At 54.5% G+C, this 1,522-nt stretch carries 1 protein-coding gene; it reads right to left on the bottom strand.

Annotated elements, in window-relative coordinates; all coding sequences use genetic code 11:
• Nucleotides 1-97: 97 nt before the first annotated feature.
• Nucleotides 98-1,458, bottom strand: a protein-coding gene (locus ACTRXF_RS15895; protein WP_474264282.1) for an IS1182 family transposase whose coding sequence is annotated in 2 segments (ribosomal slippage) — nucleotides 98-891 and nucleotides 891-1,458 — 1,362 coding nt in all. Because the reading frame shifts where the segments join, the coding sequence is not laid out codon by codon here.
• Between the last annotated feature and the right edge of the window lie 64 nt (nucleotides 1,459-1,522).

Here is a 1,522-nt window from a genome sequence, read left to right as displayed (position 1 = left end):
TCTCAGATTGTTGAGAAACAAAATAAAAGCGTCATGTTTGTTCGTGGATCGTTCGATCCACGTTCTTTTTTGGCTGGTGCCTCAAAAATGTTGCCCTCTATGTCGCCTGGTTGGCGAGAACGAGGGCCATTTTTTTCATATTCTGGCAGGTAGCGGTCAGATATGCCTGTTCCTGCACAGACGAGTGTCCTCGGCATCGGGCATACCGAAACGCATGGAGTTCCTTGGCGTCTCCAAAACTGCGTTCCACGGTCTGGGTCCGTAAGTGGTACAATGCTTTCCCGGTGTTCGTCCGTTTCCGGGCGCGGACCCGGTCCTTGAAGTCTTCCCATAAATGCCGGCTCACCACCCGGGACGTCGCCGATGGGGAGAAACAATCCTCCCGCAGCGGGCAGCCCTGGCAGTCCTGGGGGCGGGAACGATAGTGCCGATAGCCGTTCCGGTCCGTCGTGCGATAGGTCAACAGGCAGCCCATCGGGCAGACATACGTTTTTTTCTGCGGGACAAAACGAAATTTGCGTTTCGGCATGTACGGGCCGCTTTTCCCCGGGCGCCGGTATCCCATGACGGCGTAGATGCCCTGCTCCTCGAGTTTTTTGCATAAATACGCGGTGAAGTAGCCGGCGTCGAGCGCCACTGCCTCCACCTGAAAGCCGAATTTGGCCCGTTGGACCTCGAGGCGCTCCAAGTAAGGATCGGCATCATGCACGTTGCCCGGCGTGATATAGGTGTCTGTGATGATGTTATGTTTAGCGTCCACCGTGCGGTGGTCCAGGTAAAAAAACCCCTGTGGCTTGCCATCCCGCATCAAAAAGCCACTATCCGAATCGGTCCGGCTGACCCGGGTCATCGTGGTGGGAGCGGACTTCCCCTCCTTCCGCGGTCCCAATGCTTTTTTCCTTCTGCTTCTCGGTGGGCTTGAACATCTGCTTCCAATTCGTCCAGGTAAACGGGCACTTTGGGCGATTTCGCTTTTCGCAGAAACTTGTTTTTGTTGGCATTGGCTTTCACGTGGGTGGAGTCGGTCAATAAAATCCGCCCGTCGACCAGGCCATGCGCGTCCGCCTGCCGGACGATGGTATCAAAAATGTCCTCGAAGACGGTCGTATCGAGAAATCGGGTCTGCCGGTTCCAGCTGATCGTGGAATGATCCGGAATACGGTCCGTCAATGAGAAACCAAGAAACCACCGGTAAGCCACGTTTGTCTGGAGCTCTTTTTCCAGCTGCCGTTCCGAGCGGATGCCGTAGAAATAGCCAATAAACATCATTTTAAACAAGGTGATCGGCGGAATCGACGGCCGACCGACGGTCGGCGAATAATACGGAGCCAGTTGCTCGTCAATGAACCGGAAATCAATCATCGCATCGATGGTCCGAAGAAAGTGGTCAGCAGGCACGAGGTCTTCCACAGCAACGGTCACTTGATCCAATCGGTGATTTTCGGCTTTGCCAAGCATGGCGATATCGCCCCTTTTCTTTTTAGTATACGACCCTTCGGGGCGCTTGCCTACAAAAAAACTG

The organism is Marinococcus sp. LNHM3E3-2.2 (assembly GCF_056034385.1).
The sequence above is the reverse complement of the archived record's forward strand: the minus strand, read 5'-3'. Positions and strand labels throughout refer to the sequence as shown.